Origin of the sequence: Segatella copri (assembly GCF_026015625.1) — a bacterium.
Taxonomy (GTDB): Bacteria; Bacteroidota; Bacteroidia; order Bacteroidales; family Bacteroidaceae; genus Prevotella; species Prevotella copri_H.
This window is the reverse complement of the sequence record NZ_JAPDVG010000001.1, coordinates 2,309,868-2,331,311: the sequence shown is the minus strand read 5'-3', so window position 1 is coordinate 2,331,311 and position 21,444 is coordinate 2,309,868. Positions and strand designations below refer to the sequence as shown.

The following is a 21,444-nucleotide window of genomic DNA, read 5'->3' as shown; positions in this document are numbered from 1 at the left end:
AGTCACATTATAACATAGTAGGTAACGAACAAAAAATATTAACGAACAAAATAAATATATATTTATGGCAAAGATTATAACCCTAGGCGAGATTATGCTTCGCCTTTCTCCAGTCGGTAACGACCGTTTTATCCAGTCAGAAACTCTTCGCGTCATCCCTGGTGGCGGTGAGGCTAACGTAGCTGTTAGTGTAGCTAATTATGGTCATGAGGCTTACTTTGTGAGCAAGCTTCCTAAGCATGAGATTGGTCAGATGGCAGTTAACGCATTGCGTCGTTATGGTGTAGATACAAGCTTCGTTGCTCGTGGTGGCGATCGTGTGGGTCTATACTATGCTGAGACAGGTGCTTCTATGCGTCCGTCAAAGGTTGTTTACGACCGTGCTCACTCTGCTATTGCAGAAGCTAAGCCAGAGGATTTCGACTTCGATGCTATCATGGAAGGTGCTCAGTGGTTCCACTGGAGTGGCATTACTCCTGCTATCAGCGACAATGCTGCCGAGCTTACACGTCTTGCTTGTGAGGCTGCTAAGCGTCACGGTGTAACAGTGAGTGTTGACCTCAACTTCCGTAAGAAGCTCTGGACATCAGAGAAGGCTATCTCTGTAATGCGTCCTTTGATGAAGAATGTTGATGTTTGCATAGGCAACGAGGAAGACGCACAGCTCTGCCTTGGCTTTAAGCCAGACGCTGACGTTGAGGGTGGACAGACCGACGCAAGCGGCTATCACAAGATTTTCGAGCAGATGAAGAAGGAGTTTGGCTTCAAGTATGTTGTTTCTACTCTGCGCGAGAGCTTCTCGGCAACACATAATGGTTGGAAGGCTCTTATCTATAACGGCGAGGAGTTCTATGAGAGCCGTCGTTATGACATTATGCCTATTATCGACCGTGTAGGTGGTGGCGACTCATTCTCAGGTGGTCTTATCCATGGTTTGCTTACAAAGCCTACACAGGGTGAAGCTCTTGAGTTTGCCGTTGCAGCTTCGGCATTGAAGCACACTATTAACGGTGACTTCAACCTTGTTACAGTTGATGAGGTAGAGGCTTTGGCAGCTGGCAATGCTAATGGTCGTGTACAGCGATAAATAAAGGCTAAAAGCCTCACCTACGTCCCATCCCAATGGTGGACGATTTGTATGCTGATATTGCTTATAAAAGTTTTAATACAGCTTTTATACCTATAATATATAGCTGATAAAAGGAAGGAGAGAGCTTAAGCTTTATATAATAATAACTTTATTTTAAACAATAATTTGCCCAACATACCACTCCTCTCCCTATGGGGAAGGGGATGGGGGGAGGGCTTTTCATTTATCATTATGGCTAAATTCAACAAACAGCAGGTGCTTGCAAAGATTACCGAGACTGGTATGGTGCCTGTATTCTATAATAACGACGTAGAGATAGCAAAGAACATCGTAAAGGCTTGCTATGATGGTGGTGTTCGTGCATTCGAGTTTACCAACCGTGGTGACTTCGCTCACGAGGTATTCGCTGAGGTAGTTAAGTTTGCAGCTAAGGAATGTCCAGATATGGCAATGGGTGTAGGCTCTATCGTCGACGCTCCTACAGCATCTCTTTACATTCAGCTTGGTGCTTGCTTTGTAGTAGGTCCGTTGTTCAACCCAGACGTAGCTAAGGTTTGCAACCGTCGTCTTATTCCTTATACACCAGGATGTGGCTCAGTAACAGAGGTTGGTATGGCTCAGGAGATGGGTTGCGATCTTTGCAAGGTATTCCCTGGTGACGTTCTTGGTACTAACTTTGTTAAGGGCTTGAAGGCCCCAATGCCTTGGTCGCTTATCATGGTTACAGGTGGTGTATCTCCAGATGCAGATAACATAGCTTCTTGGATTAAGGCAGGTGCCAACTGTGTAGGTATGGGCTCTAAGCTTTTCCCGAAGGCCACTATCGCTGCTGGTGATTGGAAGGCAGTGAGCGACAAGTGCCGTGAGTCTTTGGCTTTTGTTGCACAGGCTCAGTAACTTTAAAAATAGGAGAGTAACAAGTATGAGTGAACAGGAAGAAAAGAAAGATATTAATTTCCAAGTGGTAAACGAGGGCTTCTCTACCCGAGAGGCTATTGAGGAGGCCAAGCGCTGTCTGCACTGCAAGATTCCGCAGTGTCGCAAGGGCTGTCCTATAGAGAATGATATCCCCGACTTTGTACACGAATTGTCCATGGGCAATATGGGTGCGGCGATGAGCATCATCAATGCCAAGAGCAACCTGCCTGCCATCTGCGGTCGTGTGTGCCCTCACGAGAAGCAGTGCCAGGGTCACTGTGTGCTGGGCAAGAAGGGCAAACCGGTGCAGATAGGCAAGTTGGAGCAGTTTCTCGCCGACTTCGATACCAAGATGAATCTCTCTCGTGAGCGCTTGCCACAGAAAACTCGTGGCAGGGTAGCCGTCATCGGTTCAGGACCTGCAGGTCTGACCGTAGCGGGCGATTTGGCTCGCCAGGGCTTCAATGTAACCATCTTCGAGGGACAGGCAGAGCCGGGCGGTGTGCTGATGTATGGCATTCCTGAGTATCGACTGCCTAAGAGCGTGGTGCGCGATGAGGTGAGCAAGATTGAGGCATTGGGCGTACAGTTTATCACCAACAGCATGGTGGGTGAGAACAATGTTACCATCGACAGCCTGTTCCGTGCCGGCTATGATGCTATCTTCATGGGCACGGGTACCAGTGTGCCACAGAACATGGATTCCACACCGGGCAGCAAGCTCCATGGTGTGAGCCAGAGCACCTACTTCCTGCACAATGTGAATGCCTATAATGAGGGTGCCTTGACTAGAGAGATGGTGCCTCTGCGTGATGGCGAGAAGGTAGGCGTCATCGGCGGTGGCAATGTGGCGATGGATGCCGCTCGTACCGCTATCCGACTGGGAGCCGACGTAACTGTGCTCTATCGCAAGACCCAGGAAGAGATGCCTGCCATCCAGAGCGAGTATGAGGAGGCTGTGAAGGAAGGAGTGAAGTTTGAGTGGAAGACCACCGTAGAGGCTTTCCTCAAGGGCAAGAATGGTAGACTCGGCAGCTGTGTGCTCAATACCCCAGAGGGCGAGAGAGTGGAGAAGTTCGACCGCATCTATCTGGCCATCGGTTCTCGTCCAGCCAATCGCATCGTGTCTACCACGGCAGGTATCGAGGTAGATGAGAAGGGCTATGTCAAGGTGGTGGAACGTCCATACGGTATGACCACTCGCCGAGGCGTATTTGCCGGAGGTGATGTGGTGCATCGTCCTCAGACTGTGGTTCTTGCGATGAAGGCAGCCAAGGAGGTGGCACAGGGCATCGCCCAGTATGTGGATGCCATCAAGCTCTTGGAAGAGGCCAAGCGCATTGAGCAGCAAGGCACCGTGGAATAGGTGCTTGCTTAAAATAATTGACTAAAGTTTCGCAAGTGAAAATTCACAAGCGTGATTTAACGTAATTTTGGAATAAAAAAGGCTCTGAAGTTTGTATAACTCACAGAAAATGAGTATCTTTACAATCGCTAAAGAATAAAGATAAAACTTCAAAGCCGTGAGCAAAGATACAAAAATTATTTCAGATCTGCGAAGCTTTTTCGCAAAAAATGACGATAATCGTGCAATTAAGTGCATTATGGGTGTGATGGAACATATAAATATACGCTCCAGCCAGATTGGAGTAGAGAAGAAAGAGAACTGCAAGTTCACCACTTTGCAGGTACTCAACCTCCTCATGCTCTTCCCGTTCTTCGTTGTCAAGAATGCGAGTCGATACTCAAACTCGTCTTTGAGAAAATTGTTCAATTTATGCCACTTGATGGGCGAGCCACAGGAAACACGCCCATCAAGTGGATGGACAACGAGCAGGCTGTTATCTCTCCGCAATGGTCTATCCACTGCGCTGCTGGTACAAGCAACTACACCTTTATCTGGGGTATGGCAGGCGAGAACCTCGACTACACAGATATGCAGAAGATTAAGACTACTGATTTAAAATAAATAATACTACTATGGACAAAATGTTTTCACTTGAGGGCAAGGTAGCTCTCGTTACCGGTGCCGCTTATGGCATTTGCTTCGCTATGGCGGAGGCTCTTTATAATGCAGGCGCTAAGATTGCGTTCAACTGCCGTTCACAGCATCACATGGATCAGGATCTTGCCGACGATATGAAATATCTAATTTTGGCAGTTGTGATGTTACCATTGTCGGTGATGGCAGGTGAACCTGACGGAACACTCATTGCCGATGGTAAAAGCTCAACGACCTATCAACTGATTACTTCTTCGGGATATATGTATGAGTGTCCTGATTTCTCGCGCGACCATGCTTCTGAGCCTTTTCAGCACATACAGCAAGTCATGGATGAGACGCTGAAAAAATATGTGTTTCAGTTTTTCATTCATGCCCAAATAGATGATGACCGGGGCATTGAGAGTACTACCGATCGACAGCGCAACGAAATCAAGACTTTCGATAATTCGCCTGAGGCTATGATTGGCTTTGAAGGCGAAACGATGGTTTTCAAATGGAAGTTTCTGCTGCCTAAGGGATTGCTGACAACCAAGAATTTTACACATATCCATCAGTTGAAAGGCATCGACAATAAGGCTGGAACGGCTGATGTGTCTACGCCGCTCATTACGTTTACTTGTCGAACCACGGGTAGCGGGAAGAAAGAGAAGCAGGTGCTACAGGTAAGACATCATGATAGGCATACGAATACTCTGAAGACTATGGCTTCGGCAGACTTAACCTTACTGATGGGCCATTGGGTAGAGGTGACCGAAAGTGTTCGTTTTGGGGAGAAAGGGCTGTATTCGGTGGTTATTAACGATGTTAAGACTGGCGAGCAAGTGCTTCGCGTAGACGCAGAGTCTTGCGATATGTGGCGTACTGACTGTGCTGGACTACGACCCAAATGGGGAATTTATCGTTATATCGGCGATAATCGCTCGATGGAAAACCTACTGCGCGACGAAGAACTCAGATTTGCTGATTTCTCCATTCAGAAAATTTTGCAGCCTAATCATATCTGTCAGCCTATAGTGAAGAGAGAGTCTGAGCACAAGACTTATGATGTTTTGGGAAGGCGGACAGCTCAAGTCAATCGACAAGGCCTTATTATAATAAAAGGTCGCAAATACTTTTCAAAGAAATAGCAACTTATGATAACTAATCAGCCTGCGTGTGTCAATATTACCATTGGCACACGCTTTGTTATATAGGTACCGTAAACATTCAAGGGCGAGGCTCCCGATAGTTACATATCTTCGGCAAACTTCCAGTAAGGGTGTTTATTATCATCCTCAAATCCGCAACCTATTGGGTTTCGTGGGATTTTGCTTGTAAAACGACAAAAATTCATTTTATTGTACATATTCCTTGCATAACAGAAACGTCGCAGACACAAAATCCCCTTACCCCATAAAGCGACTTGAGGTAATACGCTGGTTTAACCAGAAAAGCATGGTCTTTAACCAAAATCTGTCTTGAACAGGTTGGCATAAGTATTGTTGTCTGAGTAAATGTTCAATACATGCCTGCGTGATGTCTTAATCCATTTTGCAGGAACAGAGATGAACTTGAAAACAAAGGTCTTGATCCTGTTGGTGGCACGCAATCCAAATTCACGGGTTTTCAATCTCTGCATAATAGCTTTGTAGAAGTTTCTGATGAGAGCTGTCATAAGCAGGAATACAGTATTCTGTGCCATGAACGATTTTGGCAATCGATTCCAGCCAAAGCCATTGTTCATGTCATCGAAGATGCGTTCCTTGCCACCACGAAGATTGTAGAATTCCACGATGTCTCTTGCACTCGACTTGTAATCGTTAGTCAGTATACATCTGTAGGTATATTCGCCTTCCCAAATGTCAAGGTCTCCCTCTATTCGCCTTTGTCTCTGTATGACAAGACGATACGGTTTTCCTTTCCATTTCTCAACAAGGATAGAATTCAACTCAAACTCAATACCGTTGATTTCAACAGTTTTCCATCCAGTTAAGGCAAACATGGAATCGTAGAAAGAAGAGCATCTGTTGGCACGAATATAAAAATGCCTGCAATAAGCCTCTACCATATCTACGATTTCCTCCGAACATGAGCCGCAATCCATGCGGGCACGAGAAATATATATTTCCGAAGCCTCCAATCGCTTGAAGATTCTTTCCAAAGTTTCTTTTTGGTTGAAGCGCACGTTTGTGTTGCCGTCTCTATTTTCAATACCAACAATCATGTCGTTAATGACAGCTACACCTGGACTATAGCCTAAGAACTTCTTGTAGGTTGGTTTTGCATCATACTTCTCTGTTTCAATGAACTGATGGTCAAAGTCAAAATCATACTCTTGACCGGATTTCAATTGACCAGTAGCAAGCAGGGCATTGACCAGTAAGCAGTTCATCTTGTCTGCAGTATTGAAATCATAGGATTTGCCAGAAGCAGACTTATAGGTGATGCTCTTAAAAGTCAGTTCTTCGATAGCACGTAATATGGTGTCTGCGCTGCAAGTGCAAAGAGTTGGATGAAGAGACAAATGTTTCATCAGGTGAGTTGTAACATCCTCAATACATGAGCCACCACAAAGATATACGCACATCAGAGAGCGTAGAATCTCGCTATATTGATAACCAAACATAGTGCATCTCAATCCCAAGGTGGAATCTATGGTTTGAGCTAAAAGAGCATCAAATTGCTCCATAATCGAAAAAAATCCCCCAAAAGGAGTGAGTTTCTCAGATTTTATTTGTACTTTTGCCATGTCAGAAAAATCAGTGAAAAACAGAAAAATGTAGATAAAACTGAAAAAAATTAGCTAAAAATTTGGTGGTTCGTGAAATTGTTTATACATTTGCCGATGAGTTATTTTCTTGATTAGAAACCGGAGGAATAGCTCCTTTTTTTTTCTCTTCTCTATGATATTAAAAGAGAAAAGAGAAGGAAAAATTTTCTTTCAAGAATTGCCATATTGCCATACTGCTCTATAACTGTTTGATTATAAGAATATATTTGTATGGCAATAGCTTTTTGATTTGCTATAATCTGCCATATATTGCCATAAAATCAGCGAAATATAGGTGTTTTAGAGGAGTTTTGGGGCTAAAAATAAGAACGCATTGAACAAAAAGACCTTTTCCCCGGTTCAATGCTGGGCGTTTTCAATCGCTTTTTTGCAATTTTGACTGACGACGTAGAAGAAATTACGTCCCGACGTACAGTCTGCTACATCCCGACGCAGTTTCCAAGACGTCTGCCTACTCTCAAGTAAGTTCTTAATCAGGCATGACGTAATTTAAGCCCTCATAATTAGGCTTATTGAAATTCTAGTTCTTATTGGGATTCATTTACATGTAATATCGACTTTATAGCCCGCCAGCATCGCAGACAATTTTATTGGAACCACGATTTCTGATAAGCAGTATCAAAATGATTAACTGCCTGGAGAAGCTTGTAGATAGGGTTGATTTAGTAGAATGAGTCGGTTCTACTGGATGACGGAGTCGGCTCGATGGGATAAAGGAGTCAACTCTATAGGTTGATGCAAGCGTCTTCGTGAGTAGAAAGACATTACTTCTTGGGTTCCAGAAGATACCTTCTCAGCAGTTGTCACTAGGCTCAGCAGGTCTGCCGAGCCTAGTCGGCAGGTCTGCTGACTGCAGTCAGCAGCTTTGCTGAGCCTAGTTGCAACACTTAATTCTTACCGATATTTCTCTCATATCATTCGGAAGATAAGAGATTGTCTTCTCTTTCATATCTTGCGGAATACCGAAGCGGGCTTCGGCGATGCTGCCAACGATGGCTCCGATGGTATCGCTATCGCCGCCATGAGATATAGCTAGGCGGATGGCATCCTCGAAGGATGAGGCTTGCGAGAGGAGATAGAAAGATAATGGTACGGCATCCATGCAGGTTTCGTCGAATTTGCCTTTCGGATAATCTCGCGTATCGAAATCCTCGTAATAGCTGCGGGCGATATCCTTGAAGGCTTTCATTGCCTTATCATCAGATTCTTTAGAATTCTTATCTTTACACTCCTTAGATTCTTCTGAGAATCTGCTCTTGCGGAAATGCCAGATGGCATGAGCCACGGCTTTGGCTCCTTTGATTCCTTCGGGATGGTTATGGGTAGGAAGAGCCGTTTTCTCTGCCTCTTCCAAAACCTGCGACAGGTCATCGAATAGCCAAGCCACCGGCGATACTCGCATTGCCGAACCATTGCCAAAACTATTATATGGCTGCGGATCAAGAGAACGAATCCACCCCGCGAATCTACCGCCATACGCTCCCTTGGGTGATGGATAGCGGCGGCACCAATCCAGCAGGCTTTCCTGATAGCTTCGCCCGTTCAGTATCGCATCAGCTATCGCCACCGTACAAATTGTATCATCGGTGAAGTCGCATCCATCGCCGAACATCTCGAAATCATAATCAAACGTATTGTTAAACTCATATTTTGAGCCAGCAATATCTCCTATAATTGCTCCTAACATAGTTACTTAATTATATTTTTTGTAATAAGATTTGCCTAATTGCCATAGATATTTGTCTATCTCTTTTAGATTGTATGCTGTTAACCCATAGCTCTCTTGGAACTTATGTATGATATTGATGAAAACTGGGTAGTTTCGCAAGTCGGAATTGTTGAAATTGTAGAACTTGTCGCGTCTTTTGAAATATAGTAACACTTTCTCTACATAGTTGTCGTAAATAGCATACATTAATGGTTGATGATGGCTGCAATATTTTGATGCAAATGAGTAGAAGAAATGCTGCTTCTTTTCTTTTCCAACTTCGACGTGAGCAATTTCATCCACTAATGTTAAATCTCCATTTTTTCAGTCTCTTGTCAATATCTGGAATTGATAGTATATGCTTGGCAACAGCATGAATATCAAAAATATTGGTACTATAGAAGTCATTTAGTGTAGAGCATTTTAGCAGAACATCTTCAATGGTATCATTCTTTTGGCATAAGTTGAAAAACAATTTGTCAAGAGCTTTCTCTTGATTTACATAATTGTCTAAGCTGTCCCACAAGCGAATGTATTTTTCAACTTCGCTTGGGGATGGCTCATATTCTTGTGGTATAGTTTGATTTCTCATTTTTAATCCTCTAAAAAATTCCACTCTTTTAGTTTATTTTTAGCCAAAGAATGTCCTTCTGAGTAGGCTAATGAATAGTAGCGTTTAGCTTCTTCTATATTTTTATCTACTCCCCAACCTTTCTCGTAAAACTCTCCACAACGATAGTGGGCGTATGGCAAACCACAGGCCTTATACAATTCAAATGCTTTCTTTAGGTCAACTTCTGTACCATCTGTACCTTTACGATAGATGTCTGCCAAGTTGCTACGAGCTAAGTCATTGCCTTGATCTGCAGATTTGGCAAACCAATATTTAGCAAACTCTACATTTCTTTCAACGCATACACCATCATTGAAGAAACAACCTAAGTCGTTTTGTAGCTCGTCATCTTCAAGGTCATAATTGTTTGGATCATTCTTGACCATATCCAAAACATTCAATACAGCCTCCTTTGTGTAACCATAATCTTCAGGTTTTGCATTTGTCTTTTGTACCAATACAAAATCCTGATAATTCTTTGGTATATCAAAATACTTATCTTTTTTATTTGTCTTCATATCTTATGATGTTTAAATTGTATATTACTCTGATTCTTTACTCTATCACCTCCCAAAAACTCTCCGGCAAGCTGATGTTCTTCATCTTCTTTGCGCTCTTGAACAATGGGGCGATGTCTTCGGCTTCGAAACCGGCGATGCCGCAACCTATTGGGGTTACCAGAAAATGTAGCTCGGGATGATGATTGGCAAAATCATGGAATTCCTCCACGTATGGACGAATGGTTTCTACGCCGCCCTGCATCGTAGGGATGGCATAACTCTGCCCCTGCAAGCCTACGCCCTGTCCCATGACGGCACCGAAATGCAGGCGGGCAATGCGGGCTGCTCCACCACCATGCATGCCAGCCAGATTGCTGCCAAACACAAAAATCTCGTTCTCTTTTAATGAATCAATCCAGCTAGGAGTGATTCTTCCCTTCTTCATTTCTTCCATATTCTTCTTATTATTAAATATGTTATTACCTTTATCTGCCGATTCCTCGCAGCGCATGCATTCGGACATCATTCTCGGCATCGACATCTTCGGAGCACTTTCGATACATGTGTCTTCCTCCGCGAACGACAGGTAGCTTCTGTATTCAGATGCATCGAAGTATCTCTTGAAATAAGGAATCACTACATCGTGCATCATCTTCTGGCAACGCTGGGTAACGGCAGAATGGGATATGCCCAACTGAGTGGCTACGTCCTTGCCCCGGAATCCCTCTATATAGAGCATCTTCAGAATGATGCTGTTCTTGCTGTCTCTGCCATAATAGAAATTGCCTATGTCTTCTATCGTCTGATAAAGATCGTGCTCAAACTGGTTGTCGGTTACGTCAAACTGCATCTTGCGGCTTTCCTGCCGTGCTTCGAAACTTTCGAAGCGATGCTCCTTTACCACCTCCTTCAGTTTATCCAGCAGCAGGAACCGGAAGCCATTCACCATCCAGGTTTTGAGCGACATGCTCGGTTTCCTGTCTTCCAGCGGCTTGAAGTCGTGTTCGCAGAGATAGAGATAATATTCGTGGGCCAGCGAATAAAAGTCCATGCCCGGCTTGTGCTGCAGGTCGTATCGCTTATCGTAGATGCAATAAGCCACCCAGCAGTATCCGTAGTAATACTCCCTCACGATTCTGGCATCGGCATCCTTGAAGCCCTGCAGAATCTCATCGTCCGATAAGCTTTCCAATGCCTTCTTCTTCGAAAAATCAGTGTTTGAAAAATTCTTTTCTTTCTTCATATCGATTCGATATTCTAAATCCGTTTGCAAATATATACTTTTTCTTTGAGAAAGCGGAGAAATAGCTCCCTTTTTTCTCTTCTCTATGGTATTAAAAGAGAAAAAAGAAGGAAAAATTAAGCAGGTATCGAAAAAAAAATGCATCCCGCTTTTTACTTTTCCCATTTTGGAAGGTCATATAATCGTAACGTTCATGAAAATAAACGAATATGAGTGTAAATGACAAAGGCATAGTGGATACGCTGAAGGAATGTCCGGAAAACGGATTCAGAATGCTGATGATGAAGTATCAGGAACCGGTTTACTGGCACATACGCCGATTGGTGGTTTCGCATGATGATGCACAGGATGCTTCGCAGGAAACTTTTGTGAGAATCTATCGCTCGTTCAATCAATATCGGGGCGACTGCTCGCTGAGAAGTTGGATTTACCGCATCGCTACCAACGAGGCCCTGCGACTCATCAGCAAACGGAAACAGGAAGAAGTTTCTCTGGAATCAGATTCAACGGGCATCAGTCTCATGCCAGCCGATAATTATATCGACTTCGATGATAAGGTGGCAGTAAAACTGCAGAAAGCGATTCTCTCGCTTCCGCCTAAGCAGCAGCTGGCATTCAATATGAGATATTACGATGAACTCGGGTTCGACGAAATAGCGAAGGTCGCTGATTCCACGCCAGCCAGTATCAAGGCAAGCTATCATGTTGCCAAGGAGAAAATTATCAAGTACATGAATTCGAACGATTAAGTGAGAGTTCTGTGAGTTTTTAATGGTTATTCAAAATGGAAAAGAATATGGATACAAATTTTGATTTCAATAACACTGAGAAATTTGATTTCGGTAAGGTGGGTAAGCGAATGCCTTATTCTACACCCGATGATTTCTTCAAGGATATGGAAGCGAATATCCTGGAACAGGTGAAGGATGACAGACCGAAACCTGTCAGGATACAGCCGAAGAAACGACCTCTGATGAAGGTGATCTGGACGGCTGCAATAGCTGTGGCTGCATCGGTGGCAGTACTCCTGGTACTCAACATCGATTTCTCAGCCTCTTCTTCTCAACCTTCACAGGTGAATAACGGAATACAGGAGGTAGATCAGGCTTTCGCACAGCTGTCTTCTGCCGATCAGGCTTATCTTCTCTCTGTATATCAGGAGGATGTGTTCCTCAACAATTAAACGGATTCAATAATAATTTAAAATGATAGAGTTATGAAACGAATTTTGGGTATTTTAATGATGGTCATCGCCATGATGACGGTTACTACAAGTGTATGTGCACAGGCGCCTAACCAGAAGCAGCGCCTCAGTCGTGAACAGTTGGCAGAAAAGCAGGCTCAGTACATCTCTCGTAATTTGGGGCTTGATGAAAAGACCAACGCTAAGTTTATCGAGACCTATACTGATTATCAGAAAGAGGTATGGGCTTTAGGTCCTCGCCCTCATCACAAGAAGGGCGAAATGAAAACGGATGCTCAGACCGAACAGGAAATCAAGCAGCGTTTCGAGATGAGCGAGAAGATTCTCAACATCCGTCAGAAATACTACAAGAAGTATTCTCAGTTCCTGAGCCAGCAGCAGATTCAGCGTGTTTACGAACTGGAGCGACAAATGATGAAGCGCTTTGCCCAGAGAGGCCCTCGCAAGGGAATGGGTAAGAATGGAAGACCAGGTCCGAGAAGAATGCATGGACCTGCACAGCAGAAGTAAAAAACGGCAGAAATGTTTAGCGTAATAATATATTAGTCCTCTTATACAAGGAAAAAAAGATTACTTTCTATATTCAAATATATGCGAACGACGATTGGTGCAAGAGCGTGCGCCAATCGTCTTTTCTTTCTCATGTAATTATTTCTGTCATCTTTTCATAAGAGATTTTTCCTGCTTGTTCTCCCAAGCCAGAATCAGACCGATGACGCCGGCGTAGCTCTTTCTGCCGCCTTCTACATGGTTGCCTCTCAGATAGAGTTCGAAGAAGAAATCCTGGGCGGCATCCAGTGCCTTGCATCTTTTGCCCTGCCAGTATTGGCGGTCGCTTTTCAGCAGCCTGATTATCTCAGGACGGATATATTTCAGATATTTCTCACCTTCCTTTTCGCCGAGGATGTCGAATACATTATATAATACATGGGGCAGAATGTGGTAATATCCGCTGAATTTCACCGCCTTATCCTGTGATGCCGTACAGACGAGATAACTGTAGAAATTCGCCTCTCCTTCGTTAGCAATGCCCAGAAAATGAGCAAACTCATGGGCATAGGTAGCCGGATAATCGTGTGCAAGAATATCGCCGTTCAGCGTAAATTCGCAGAAGAACGGTCCCATGCTGCCGGTTACCCCCGACATCGAACTGATGGGTGTAAACACCATCGTCTTGGCATGCGGATGCTGGTTGAAAGGCGGATTGATGCCCTCCCGATAGCCTATCTTGTTATATTCCTTCAGAACCGCATCCCGCACCCGATTCTTCAGTTTATCATCCACAATACAATTGAATTCTTCCCTCTTCCCTCTCCGTTCTTCACTCAAAAGGTTGAGGCTGTCAGCATACTGGTAGGCAAATTTCCGGAACTTCTCTTCCGAAACCTCAGCAGGCTGCATGCCAACTCTATAATAGATAACAGGCTGCGAATAGTTCAGTCCCCAAGCTGCATAAAACCATACATATACCCACAGCAGATATTCAATTACCCTTCCGAAAACCGCCTTTTTCTTCGGATAGCCGCCGCTCTTGGCAGCAAGAAAGATAAACCGACGGGCGAGTTTCTTCCGTAATCCCATCTCGTAGATAGGATAGAGGATGACCCAGGCGATGCTGAGAGCTATGAAAATATCGCCCACGGCAAAGGGAAAGATGCCCGAGATGGGCGAGAGAAGGGTGCCGATAACGGGATAAACATGGTAGGTGTAGATAACTCCCCAGAGAGGAATCATCTTGGTAAGGGTGACGAGGATGAGCAACAGCAGCAGTACCCAGTGGCGCCACTTCATTCTGTCGAGTCGTAAAGTATGTAATATCTTCATCTTGTTTCTTGTTTTTTATCTTGCATGGCTCTTGAACAGAGCTGTTTTTTTGCACTTTTTGCCCCTGATGTGCAGAGATGGTGCAAAAATACAAAAGTTTTCTGAAATATTGACATCAGAAATCTGTTTTTTTACTAATTTTGCCATATTAAAAGTTGAACATAATAAATAGAGGAGGAGTTATCATGAAACAGACACTGGAATCATTCGAGGCTATGAACCTTGAATATGAGAACCTCTATAATGAGGACGATGAACGTAGAGAATGTAATTCTATCTGGTACAGCTAGTTACAATGTATTATAAAAAGGCTGTAACAGGTGAATTAAATTAGTGTTACATATAAAAAAGATCGTTAGGATAATAAAAGACTATGCCATAGTTACTAAAGAAATGATGTAACATAGGCATAGTCTTTTTTTATGTCCTTTCCTTGCTGGCTGTTCTTTCCTGCATTTCTATTTTTCGAAGTGCTGGTAATCCTTGCTGTGTTTCCAGTCACCTCCCCATCTGAATCCCTTCGCCTTGAAGAGCCGGTAGCAGAGGTCGCCTTTTTTTATCATATAAGCATGGTTCTTGCTGCGGTCCAGATAGGGACGGGCGGTGGCAGGCTCCACCACTTCCTTGCCGTTCTTCAGTCGTTTGTGGTAAGGATTGTAGAGGGTGTTGATGTCTACGGCCAGTCCCCTTCCGTGCTTCGATACCGTATGGGTATGTGAGATGAAGCGGAAGTTGAAACTGGAGGAGTTATTGTCTCTCATAGCCCTTTCGTCGTCGGCATCCCAGTAGTCAATGAGTCTCATCCGCTCTATCGGATATTTCGCCTCGTAGAGCTTTTTCAGAATATCGAGCACATCTTTGGCTATCGCCCTGTTCACCACCATCTCTCCTACGATGTTTCTGCCGTCCTTGTCTACGTGCAGGCATCTTATGTATCTCAGTTCGCTTCTTGCCACGGTACAGTTCTTCTTGTATGTCTTGCCCTGCATCAGGCGGAAGATATCATCAGGAATAGTGGAGATGGAGAAGAAATGCTTCTCGCCCAATTTTCTGATGGTTTGGTGACTGACGTTTTCTCCAGGCTGCTGTGCCTTGGATGGAAGGCAGAAAAGTCCGGAAATAAACAGGCATATCATCAATATATTTTTTGCTTTCATCACGTTTCTCCTTATTTAGCTACGGGTATATAATGCGAATCCTTGATTTCACCAATCACGATGATGCTGTGCAGACTTCCTATGCAGTCGATGTTTCCCAGCGTGTTGAGCATGAAGTCCTGATAGGCTTTCATATCCCGGGCATATACCTTGATCTGGAAGTCATAATCGCCGGTGGTGTTGTAGCACTCCGTTATCTGGTCGATGGCCTGCACGGTATCCATGAATTGCTGAATCAAATCGTGGGTGTGCTGCTTGAGCCGGATATTGCAGAGCACGATTACGTTGTGCCCCAACTTGTGATGGTCTACGATGGCTCCATATCGCTGGATGTATCCCTCACGTTCCAGCCGCTTCTGCCGCTCGAAGGTTGGAGAAGGGGAGAGGTGTACTCTTGCAGCAAGTTCCTTTACGGTGAGTCGGGAGTTCTGCTGCAGTAACTTCAGTATTCTGATGTCTGTTTCATCAAGTTTTTCTTCTGTTGTCATTGTTTCTTTATTACTGATTTTATTCATTTTTGCAGAATAATATTCTGCTGAATTGCTTAATTCGCTGCAAAGATAGTATATTTTTCTGAATTACGGAGAATATTTGGCAAATAAAATTCTTCTTCTTATCTTTGCACCCGCAATTCCGGATGCAAAGCGTCATTCATCGGTAATGACAGGATAAAGAGTCATTCACATCAAATAATAATAAGGAGATAAAAATATGAGCAACGTAAGAAATATACATTTTGAGGCAGTGGGCAGCTATTTGCGCCCTGCAGAGTTGAAGGAAGCGAGAGCTAAGTTTGCTGATGGCAAGATTTCTGCCACCGACCTTCGCGCCGTAGAAGACCGGCTGATTACTGAGGTCATCAGTCAGCAGAAGGCGCATCGCCTGCCTTATATCACCGATGGCGAGTTTCGCCGCAGCTATTGGCATCTCGACTTTATGTGGGGATTCAATGGCGTGGAGCATATCGAACTGGAGCATGGCTACCAGTTTCATGGCGAGGAGACAACCAAGGGTTCTATCCAACTGACCGGCAAGATTACCGGCGAGAATCATCCTTTTATCAGGGATTTCCTTTTTGTAAAGCAGTTTGAGGAGTTGGATGCCAATGGCGAATATATCTTCGAGGCAAAGCAGACGGTTCCTGCTCCTGCACAGTTTCTTGCCGAACTGTTCCGTGGCAAGAATGCCGAGAATACCCGCAAGTTCTATCCTAACACTACCCAGCTGATTGAGGATATTGCTCAGGCTTACCGCACCTTCTTCCAGGAGATTTATGCAGCCGGTTGCCGTACCGTCCAGCTGGATGACTGCACCTGGGGAATGATTGTGGATAGCGATTATTGGAAGGCTAAGGTGGGCACAGGTTTCACCCTTGAGCAGGAAGCCCTGCAATATCTGAAGGTGAACAATCTTGCCATCGAGGGCAAACCTGAGGGGTTGACCATCAACACCCACGTATGCCGTGGCAATTATCATTCCTGCTATGCCACCAAGGGTGCCTACGATGCCGTGGCTCCTTATCTCTTCGCTCATGAGGAGGTAGATACCTTCTATCTGGAGTATGACGATGAGCGTTCGGGTGGTTTCGAGCCGTTGAAGTATGTGGCTGATGGCAAGAAGGTGGTGCTGGGTCTGGTAACCTCCAAATCTCCGGTGTTGGAGGATAAGGCTACGGTTATCGCCCGCATCCGAGAAGCAGCCAGATATATCCCCCTCGATCGGCTCAGTCTCAGCCCTCAATGCGGTTTTGCCTCTTGCGAGATTGGCAATAAACTGACCGATGCTGAGCAATGGGCAAAGATAGATCTGGTGAGAGAAATTTCAGAAGAAGTTTGGGGATAATGATATATTCAAGGAGAAGATGTACCGTCTGTCATGGCTGCACATCTTCTCTTTTTTTATTTACTTTTTATCAAAAATGTTTGGTGTTTTCATGAATTACTAGTAACTTTGCACCCCGAAAATTAAATACATCATTCATTAAGATTATCAGAGAAGATGGAATATATGTCTCAGGAAGGCTACGATGAGCTCGTGGCCGAACTTCAACACATGGTTAACGTAGAGTTGCCAGCCGTTCGCGATGCGATAGCTGAGGCCCGCGATAAGGGCGACCTCAGTGAGAATTTCGAGTATCATGCAGCCAAGCGTGAGCAGGGCAAGCTGTTGAGCCGCATCAGCTTCAAACAGAAGGTCTTGGAGAATGCCCGTGTCATCGACAAGTCTCGATTGAAGAGCGATACCGTTGGCTTGTTGAGCAAGATTAAGATTACCAATCTCGCCAACAAGTGCAGCATGAATTATACCATAGTGAATCCTCACGAGGCAGATCTCCATAGTGGCAAGATTTCCATCAAGTCGCCTATCGCCAAGGCCCTTCTGGGTAAGAAGGCAGGTGAAGAGGTAATGGTAAAGGTACCAGCCGGCTTGCTCAAATTCCGCCTGGATAGCGTGGAGCTATAATGTATTCTTTAAAAGGAAAACTCCCGATAATTTGAAACTGATCAAACTATCGGGAGTTTCTCTTTTTATTCTAATATTTTTCCAGAATCTTATTCAGTAAGAAGGTGGCATTCTGGTTTCTTGCCACACCCTTCTGTATCTTATAAGTATAGGTAACATCTGTGCCTAAATCTATCTCGAAACAATAGTTGTGGAATTTTCCTGATGCATCATTCTCCATCTTGGAGAGCTCCAGATCGTGGGTAGCGATGATACCGCTCACCGGCTGCTTGGCAATGGCTTCGAGGAACTTTCTCGAACCATTCAGCTTATCCAATGAATTCGTTCCCTTCAGAATTTCATCCAGAATAATCAGCGTTCGGAGTGGCTCCTTATAGCCCTCTGCACTTTCTTTGCAGAACTTCAGCAGCTCCTCCAGTCTTATCAGCTCAGCATTAAAGTAAGAGATGCCATGCGTCAAATCATCGGTGGTTCTCATACTCGAGAACAATCTGAAACGGGAAATCTTCAGCTGATCCGCAAATACCGGCATACCCGCCATTGCCAGGATATAGTTCACGCCCAGCGAACGCAGGAAGGTACTCTTTCCCGCCATGTTGGCTCCGGTGATGATATAATAGTTGTCGTCCTTGATGGTGAAATCGTTCTTCACCGCCTTGGCACCCAGGAAAGGATGATAGAGATTCTTCCCCTCGAACACGATTTCCTGCTTTCCCGAAACAAATTCCGCCTCTTCCGCCTCCGGATGATTATATCTGAAATCCGCCATCGAAACCATCGCATCCATCTCGCTGATGATATGCATCCATTCCTCCATCTTCACCATATAGGTATTCTTCCATTTCAGGAAACTGCGAACCAGGAAGAAATCGCTCAGCATGAAGGCATCGGTGAAGAAAAGACCCAGGAAGTTGCCTCTTCTGTCATACCCCTTCAATATCTTTTCCAGTTGGGCAAAGGAAGGTAGGGCATCTGCTAGGGATTTCTGCATCTCCTTGCCTGATTCGCTATGGAAATTGCGCCTGTTGATAAGCTGAAGTATCTGGGCATAGGCGATGAGCTGATGGCGAAGCTTGCCGCCATTGCTGTCTATCTTATCAAGTGTCTGCTTGCAGACGAAGAACACCACCATGTATTGAACCAACACCCACCACAAGGCGAAATCCACCGAAACCATATTGCATATCGATAAAATCACGGAACCGATGACTCCGATAATCAGCAGCCATCCGATAACGAGCGAAACCGGAGACCCAAACCATGCCGGCACCTCCATCTTCGAAACCTTCTGCATCGCATCCATCACCGCAGCAGAATCAATCTTCTTCGTCTTGCCATTCACCATTTTGCCATCCGCAGTTTGGGTTCTGTTCTTTTCGCCAAGTGCCAGGAATTCCATTCGCCAGTTTTCGCCTTCACCAGCCAATTCCTTCTGCAAATCTTTTCTTCTTTTGATATTCTCCAGGCTCAGAGGCGTTTCCCGGGTAAGATTCCTGGCGAGTGCCTCCGAACCGCCCGATGTGATGGTTCGGCAGATACGGTTGAACAGCGAACTCTTGCCGAAGACATCGAGGTCGAAGGAATAAGGATGCTGCGGATTCTGATAGGAATCGCCCGTTTCGAAAGGTGAAAAATCGCCCTCCAAAGCCTTGATTTCGTCCTGATAAACCTTGAACAAAGCCGAAAGATGCTCTATCTTCTCCTTGTTCTTATCGTCAAGTCGTCTGATTCCCGAATAGGCAATCAGGCACAGCGCCGCCCCCATCAGATAATTCTGCGTATCTCCATCCATTGCGAAATAGCAGATCAGAAAGGCGAGGATGCCGCCAAAAGCCAGCAGCTCTCCCGTTATGAATCCCGTATTCTTACGCTTCAGGGCAGCCACCTCAGAAGCGTATCGGCTTACATATTGTTGATAATTCTCCTTGATATTCATTCTTTTTCTTTATTATGAATTTTTTGATGTGCAAAATTAGGGATAAAATCTAGATTTCCAAAATAAATTCTCTCATTTTAAGTCTTTTATACTTATATTCGTGATAGGAATCTGGCTTTTATGAACCCTTGGCAGTAAAAAGTGCTATGAAAATTTGGAGGTTACACAAAAACATCGTATTTTTGCATTAAAATAGTTTGAATAATGAGCAAGTATAATTTTAATATAGACAATTATCATGCAATAGGGCATGCTGATATCGAAATAGAGGGTATCACAGTTATCGTGGGTAGCAATGGCTGTGGAAAAAGCACTATGTCCCGTTGGTTGTATTATATCGTCAATACATTGTCAGTGTTAGACAGCTTCTTTTTCTCTGATTTCAGAGATGTGATTATCAAATCATTAGAGAAATATTCTAATGCGCTGGATGATATCTCAAATTATCTGGATGATGATAAAAAACGATTTTTTGACCATACCTTATCATTAATGACAATGGTAACATTGAGTAATGGTGGTGTGGAGAAGCTCGATTTTTATTATAAAAGAGCGATTGGTTCACTTGATGACATGCTGGTTAACTTTCTTCAGAAAGAGCAGAATCCTCAGCAGGTGCGTCGAGTGCTTAATCTTTTTGGGATTACTGAACAAAATCATGTTCATGAGGATATAGAACGAAATTCCATTCAGTTGTTTTCTGAATATCTTCAGAAATATGAACACAACAAAAAAAATCGTCCCATCAGTTACTTGAAAGAGAAAATCGCTTCTGTATATCGGGAAAAGGATGGCTTTCCTGCCAGCATAAGCTTTAAGGAAGATGAAGTGGAATTGCTTGTTGATAGACTTGGAAAGATATATAGTTTAAATAATGCCATATATATAGGAACACCTGCAGCTATTTCTCTTCGTCAATCAGATAGGGTTCTGATGACTTCCTTGGCACATAAAGTGGTTCACGTAAATGAAAAAGGAAGTGAGATTACCGGCAAACTGGAATTACTTCATTCTATTAATAAAATGATAGATGGTTCTATTGTAGAAAAGGAAAATTTCGATGCTGTTGATTTAGTTTATCACAGCAACAATGGTAAGGATATTAGAATTGAAGATATAGCATCGGGCTTCAAACCGCTGGTTTATATGCTTCGTCTGATAGAAAACGGGTGGCTGACAGAAAACACTTTGTTGGAGATTGATGAGCCTGAAACAAATCTTCATCCACAATGGGTGGTTGAGTTGGCGCATCTTCTTGTTCGCATCAACAAAACATTTGGAACCAAGATACTCATCACGAGTCACAATCCCGATATGGTATCGGCTATCAGGTATATCTCTGAAAAAGAAGGCTTGTTGAATACTACTCGCTTTTATCTGGCAGAGCAAAGTGAAGGTACAGATTCGTTCTACTATAAGAATTTGGGTTGTGACATCGAACCTGTATTTGAATCATTCAATAAATCTTTTGATACTCTTCAGAAATACGTAGAGAACTATGGCGAAATTTAAGATTGGCAATTATCAGGGAATCAAGATTGATTGTTGGACAGCAAAAGATTTAGTCGGCTTGCATCATTTGATGAAGCAGGAGGGATGCCCAAATTCAGAAAATCTTTTCTCTGACACAGATAAGGCAATAGAACTTGATGATGTTCAGAGACGAATTTCTCAAAAACATCATGCTGATAAGAAATCTTCTGCAGATATGCTATTGCATGTGAATGATAAGAGATTACTTTTGGCCGATGCAAAATTCCGACTAAGCAATACCAGGAATTTGGATTCAAAGGAGATAGCAAAAAAAGTTAGTGAATCAAAGGCAATGGTTACTTCTAACTATTCTTTTGATAACAGTTTCTATGTTTTGCTGACAAAGAAAGCTGCAACTCCTTCCAATTTAAATAGGCTTAGAAGAAATGTAGGAAATAATCCAAATTATCAATTTATGGATGCCGTTGAATTTCATAAACTGTTCGAGGATTAATGTTTGAACTCCGTTCCTGATGTCTA

General features: G+C 43.9%; 20 protein-coding genes and 2 pseudogenes. 13 read left to right on the top strand and 9 right to left on the bottom strand.

The genetic code is table 11. The features are described from left to right. The first annotated feature begins 64 nt into the window (after positions 1-64). From ONT19_RS10000 to ONT19_RS09975, 6 genes and pseudogenes are all read left to right on the top strand, one after another. Positions 65-1,087 (top strand): PfkB family carbohydrate kinase, encoded by a 1,023-nt coding sequence (locus ONT19_RS10000; RefSeq protein ID WP_264952547.1) that lies wholly within the window; start codon positions 65-67, stop codon positions 1,085-1,087. A gap of 234 nt (positions 1,088-1,321) precedes the next feature. Further along, positions 1,322-1,987 carry a bifunctional 4-hydroxy-2-oxoglutarate aldolase/2-dehydro-3-deoxy-phosphogluconate aldolase gene (locus ONT19_RS09995; RefSeq protein ID WP_117693310.1) on the top strand — a complete coding sequence of 222 codons (666 nt, stop codon included), beginning with the start codon at positions 1,322-1,324 and terminating at the stop codon, positions 1,985-1,987. Positions 1,988-2,012: 25 nt separating this feature from the next. Further along, entirely contained in the window at positions 2,013-3,374 is a 1,362-nt protein-coding gene (locus ONT19_RS09990) for an NAD(P)-dependent oxidoreductase (protein ID WP_117693308.1), read from the top strand. Positions 3,375-3,783: 409 nt separating this feature from the next. Next, positions 3,784-3,977 (top strand): annotated as a pseudogene (locus ONT19_RS09985) (5-dehydro-4-deoxy-D-glucuronate isomerase); the annotation flags it as partial. A gap of 11 nt (positions 3,978-3,988) precedes the next feature. Next, positions 3,989-4,141: pseudogene (locus tag ONT19_RS09980) on the top strand (gluconate 5-dehydrogenase); the annotation flags it as partial. After that, positions 4,124-5,140: a hypothetical protein gene (locus ONT19_RS09975; RefSeq protein WP_264963890.1), complete on the top strand. Its 1,017-nt coding sequence runs from the start codon at positions 4,124-4,126 to the stop codon at positions 5,138-5,140. The pseudogene ONT19_RS09980 and the gene ONT19_RS09975, both read left to right, overlap by 18 nt. A 314-nt stretch (positions 5,141-5,454) precedes the next feature. Here the strand turns inward: ONT19_RS09975 and ONT19_RS09970 are convergent, their stop codons facing one another. From ONT19_RS09970 to ONT19_RS09950, 5 genes are all read right to left on the bottom strand, one after another. Further along, the gene (locus ONT19_RS09970) at positions 5,455-6,741 is read right to left on the bottom strand and encodes an IS1380 family transposase (RefSeq protein ID WP_264952548.1); all 1,287 of its coding nucleotides are present in this window, start codon (positions 6,739-6,741) and stop codon (positions 5,455-5,457) included. Between the two features lie 916 nt (positions 6,742-7,657). After that, the gene (locus ONT19_RS09965) at positions 7,658-8,470 is read right to left on the bottom strand and encodes an ADP-ribosylglycohydrolase family protein (protein WP_264952549.1); all 813 of its coding nucleotides are present in this window, start codon (positions 8,468-8,470) and stop codon (positions 7,658-7,660) included. Between the two features lie 316 nt (positions 8,471-8,786). Further along, positions 8,787-9,083 (bottom strand): hypothetical protein, encoded by a 297-nt coding sequence (locus tag ONT19_RS09960; RefSeq protein WP_264952550.1) that lies wholly within the window; start codon positions 9,081-9,083, stop codon positions 8,787-8,789. A gap of 2 nt (positions 9,084-9,085) precedes the next feature. After that, the gene (locus ONT19_RS09955; RefSeq protein ID WP_264952551.1) at positions 9,086-9,622 is read right to left on the bottom strand and encodes a tetratricopeptide repeat protein; all 537 of its coding nucleotides are present in this window, start codon (positions 9,620-9,622) and stop codon (positions 9,086-9,088) included. Positions 9,623-9,659: 37 nt separating this feature from the next. Then, positions 9,660-10,049, bottom strand: coding sequence for an A1S_2505 family phage non-structural protein (locus ONT19_RS09950; RefSeq protein ID WP_264953078.1), 390 nt, complete (start codon positions 10,047-10,049; stop codon positions 9,660-9,662). A gap of 1,007 nt (positions 10,050-11,056) precedes the next feature. Between ONT19_RS09950 and ONT19_RS09945 the strand changes: the two genes are divergently transcribed. From ONT19_RS09945 to ONT19_RS09935, 3 genes are read left to right on the top strand one after another with little or no spacing between them, the layout of a single operon-like run. After that, positions 11,057-11,596 (top strand): RNA polymerase sigma factor, encoded by a 540-nt coding sequence (locus ONT19_RS09945; RefSeq protein WP_264952552.1) that lies wholly within the window; start codon positions 11,057-11,059, stop codon positions 11,594-11,596. Positions 11,597-11,643: 47 nt separating this feature from the next. Next, complete coding sequence (locus ONT19_RS09940) at positions 11,644-12,030, top strand: hypothetical protein (RefSeq protein ID WP_264952553.1); 387 nt, start codon at positions 11,644-11,646, stop codon at positions 12,028-12,030. A 33-nt stretch (positions 12,031-12,063) separates the two neighbouring features. Further along, positions 12,064-12,561: a hypothetical protein gene (locus ONT19_RS09935; protein WP_264952554.1), complete on the top strand. Its 498-nt coding sequence runs from the start codon at positions 12,064-12,066 to the stop codon at positions 12,559-12,561. Positions 12,562-12,708: 147 nt separating this feature from the next. Here ONT19_RS09935 and ONT19_RS09930 read toward each other — a convergent pair whose 3' ends face one another. The 3 genes from ONT19_RS09930 to ONT19_RS09920 form a co-directional block, all read right to left on the bottom strand. After that, a complete protein-coding gene (locus ONT19_RS09930; protein WP_264952555.1) occupies positions 12,709-13,875 on the bottom strand; it encodes a DUF3810 domain-containing protein in 1,167 nt (388 codons plus the stop codon). Between the two features lie 458 nt (positions 13,876-14,333). Continuing rightward, positions 14,334-15,032: a M15 family metallopeptidase gene (locus ONT19_RS09925; protein ID WP_264952556.1), complete on the bottom strand. Its 699-nt coding sequence runs from the start codon at positions 15,030-15,032 to the stop codon at positions 14,334-14,336. An 11-nt stretch (positions 15,033-15,043) separates the two neighbouring features. Next, positions 15,044-15,520, bottom strand: a complete 477-nt coding sequence (locus tag ONT19_RS09920) for an Lrp/AsnC family transcriptional regulator (protein ID WP_022120603.1) — start codon at positions 15,518-15,520, stop codon at positions 15,044-15,046. Between the two features lie 223 nt (positions 15,521-15,743). Here ONT19_RS09920 and ONT19_RS09915 point away from each other — a divergent pair, with 223 nt between their 5' ends. Then, a complete protein-coding gene (locus tag ONT19_RS09915; protein ID WP_264952557.1) occupies positions 15,744-16,874 on the top strand; it encodes a 5-methyltetrahydropteroyltriglutamate--homocysteine S-methyltransferase in 1,131 nt (376 codons plus the stop codon). A gap of 156 nt (positions 16,875-17,030) precedes the next feature. Beyond that, on the top strand, positions 17,031-17,495 hold the full coding sequence (greA, locus tag ONT19_RS09910) for a transcription elongation factor GreA (protein ID WP_006848453.1): 465 nt from the start codon (positions 17,031-17,033) through the stop codon (positions 17,493-17,495). Between the two features lie 70 nt (positions 17,496-17,565). On the opposite strand, the gene ONT19_RS09905 is transcribed toward greA, so the two are convergent. Further along, entirely contained in the window at positions 17,566-19,431 is a 1,866-nt protein-coding gene (locus tag ONT19_RS09905) for a MutS-related protein (protein ID WP_264952558.1), read from the bottom strand. 204 nt (positions 19,432-19,635) lie between these two features. Here ONT19_RS09905 and ONT19_RS09900 point away from each other — a divergent pair, with 204 nt between their 5' ends. Together ONT19_RS09900 and ONT19_RS09895 are read left to right on the top strand one after the other, a co-directional pair. Further along, entirely contained in the window at positions 19,636-20,943 is a 1,308-nt protein-coding gene (locus tag ONT19_RS09900; RefSeq protein ID WP_264952559.1) for an ATP-binding protein, read from the top strand. Further along, positions 20,930-21,418 carry a hypothetical protein gene (locus tag ONT19_RS09895; protein ID WP_117695573.1) on the top strand — a complete coding sequence of 163 codons (489 nt, stop codon included), beginning with the start codon at positions 20,930-20,932 and terminating at the stop codon, positions 21,416-21,418. Before ONT19_RS09900 ends, ONT19_RS09895 begins: the two co-directional genes overlap by 14 nt. The last annotated feature ends 26 nt before the right edge of the window (positions 21,419-21,444 follow it).